We start from the raw sequence: 2,810 nt of genomic DNA, 5'->3' as shown, positions 1-2,810 counted from the left end.
GCGGGGTTACCTGAACCGCGACGACCTGACCGCCGAACGCTTCCTTCAGGACCCGTTCGCAACCACGCCGAATGCCCGGATGTACCGCACCGGCGACCTCGGTCGCTATCTGCCGGACGGCAATATCGAATACCTGGGCCGTAACGACGACCAGGTGAAGATCCGTGGCTTCCGTATCGAACTGGGCGAAATCGACGCCCGCCTGGCCAAGCACCCGGCCGTCCACGAAGCCGTGGTCACGGCCCGTGAAGACGTGCCGGGCGACAAGCGCCTGGTGGCCTATTACACCGTCCAGTCCACGGATAGCGAGCCGCCGATCGACAGCCTGCGCGGCTGGCTGCTGGGGCAACTGCCGGCCTATATGGTCCCGGTGGCCTACGTGCTGCTTGAGGCCATGCCGCTGACCCCCAACGGCAAGCTCGACCGCAAGGCCCTGCCGGCCCCGGACGGCGGCGCGCTGATCAGTCGCGGCTATGAAGCCCCGCAAGGCGAGACCGAAACCCTGATCGCCGAGATCTGGCAAACCTTGCTGGGTATCGCGCAGGTCGGTCGGCATGACCACTTCTTCGAACTGGGCGGCCATTCGCTGCTCGCCGTGAGCCTGATGGAACGCATGCGCCAGGAAGGCCTGGAAGCCGATGTCAGGACCCTGTTCGAACACCCCACCCTCTCGGAATACGCGGCAACGACGGAAAGAATGGAGATTGTTCTGTGAGCGTGATCGAACTGTTGGCAGTACTGAAAGAGAAAGATGTGCAACTTGCCGTCAAGGGCGACCAACTGGTTGTCAGCGGCAGGCGACAGTCCCTCACCGAACCCGCCGTGCTGGCGATGCTGCGCGAGCACAAGGCGGCGTTGATCGAGCTGATCAATGCCGGCGAGTATTCCGCTGGCAAGACCGGCGAGGTGGCGATTCCGCCCCGGGCGATCCCTCTCGGCTGCGCGCGCATTACCCCGGACATGCTGCCTCTGGTCCGGCTCGACCAGGCGACCATCGAGCAGATTGTCGCCACGGTCCCGGGCGGCGTCGGCAATGTGCAGGACATCTACCCGCTGGCGCCGTTGCAGGAAGGCATTCTCTATCACCATATTGCCGCCGGGCAGGGCGATCCCTACGTCCTGCAGGCGCAGTTCGCGATTGCCAGCCGCGCCCGTTTCAACGAGTTCAGCACGGCCTTGCAGCAGGTCATCGACCGCCATGACATCCTGCGCACCAGCGTGGTCTGGCAAGGCCTGGACGAACCGGTGCAGGTGGTCTGGCGCCAGGCACGGCTGGTCCTCACCGAGATCGACATCGACCCCGCCGCCGGCGCGGCTGCCGAGCAACTGCAGCAACGCTTCGACCCGCGACACTACCGTCTCGATATCAGCCAGGCGCCGTTGTTGCGCCTGGCCTTCGCCCACGATGCGGCCAACCAGCGCTGGGTGGCGATGCTGCTGTTCCATCACATTGCGATCGACCACGCGGCCCTGGAAGTGGTGCAGCAGGAAATCCATGCCTACCTGTACGGGCAGGCTCAGACCCTGGGCGAGCCAGTGCCTTACCGCAACTATGTGGCCCAGGCCCGGCTCGGCGTCAGTAGCCGACAGCACGAGGCGTTTTTCCGCGAGATGCTCGGCGACGTCGATGAGCCGACCCTGCCGTTCGGTATTCAGGATGTGCGCGGCGACGGCCATGGTGTCGAAGAAGCGACCCGAGCCTTGCCCGCCGAGCTGAGCCGGCGCCTGCGTGCCCAGGCCCGGCAGCAGGGGGTGAGCGCGGCGAGCCTGCATCACCTGGCCTGGGCCCAGGTACTGGGGCGCCTGTGCGGACGCGACGATGTGGTGTTCGGTACCGTGCTGCTGGGGCGGATGCGCGGCGGCGAAGGGGTTCGCCGGGCCCTGGGGATGTTTATCAATACCTTGCCGCTACGGGTGGCCGTGGGCGAGCAGGATGTGCGCGCCGGGGTCAGGGCGACCCATGCGCGGCTCACCGCGCTGCTCGGGCACGAGCACGCCTCGTTGTCCCTGGCCCAGCGTTGCAGCGGCGTGGCCGCGCCGACGCCGTTGTTCAGCACCTTGCTCAACTACCGGCACAGTTCGGCCGAGGCGGTGACGGGAGAGGCGGTGCAGTTGTGGGAAGGGATCGAGGTGTTGGGTGGCGAGGAGCGCACCAACTATCCGCTGATCCTGTCCCTAGATGACCTGGGTGAAGGTTTCAGCCTGAATGTGCAGGCTGTTGCCGGTATCGGCGCGCAGCGGGTCTGCGGGTATATGCAGACGGCGTTGGAGCAGTTGGTCCAGGCCCTGGAGCAAGCGTCGACCTCGGGGCTCAACAGCCTGTCGATCCTGCCGGACGATGAGCGCCAGCAGTTACTGGTGGGGTTCAACGACACGGCGCTGGATTATCCGCTGGAACAGACCATTCACGGGTTGTTCGAAGCGCAGGTGGCGCGTACGCCGGAGGCCTTGGCGGTGGTCCATGCTGGCAAACGCCTGAGTTATCGAGAACTCAATGAACAGGCCAACCGCCTGGCTCATGCCTTGCGCAAGCAGGGTGTGCAGCCGGATTCGCGGGTGGGGATCTGCGTTGAACGCGGGGCTGAGATGGTGGTTGGTCTGCTGGCGATTCTCAAGGCCGGTGGCGGTTATGTGCCGCTGGACCCGGCTTACCCGGCGGAGCGGATTGCCTATATGTTGCGGGACAGTGCTCCGGCGGCGGTCTTGGCGCAAGCGGCTACCCAGAGTCTGTTGGCGGGCGTTTCGGTGCCGGTGATCAATCTCGACCAGGGCACCTGGCAGGACGAATCCGTCCGGAATCCGCAGGTGCC

At 65.6% G+C, this 2,810-nt stretch carries 2 protein-coding genes; both read left to right on the top strand.

The annotated features are described in order from the left end of the window. On the top strand, positions 1 to 715 hold a 715-nt coding region (locus M5B96_RS32200), incomplete at its 5' end, for a phosphopantetheine-binding protein (protein WP_318654868.1). Next, the coding region (locus tag M5B96_RS32195) for a condensation domain-containing protein (protein ID WP_248801178.1) at positions 712 to 2,810 on the top strand (2,099 nt) is incomplete at its 3' end. The genes M5B96_RS32200 and M5B96_RS32195, both read left to right, overlap by 4 nt.

The sequence above is a fragment of the Pseudomonas sp. MWU13-2105 genome (genome assembly GCF_023242315.1).
Lineage (GTDB): Bacteria > Pseudomonadota > Gammaproteobacteria > Pseudomonadales > Pseudomonadaceae > Aquipseudomonas.
This window is presented reverse-complemented; position numbering and strand designations above follow the sequence as displayed.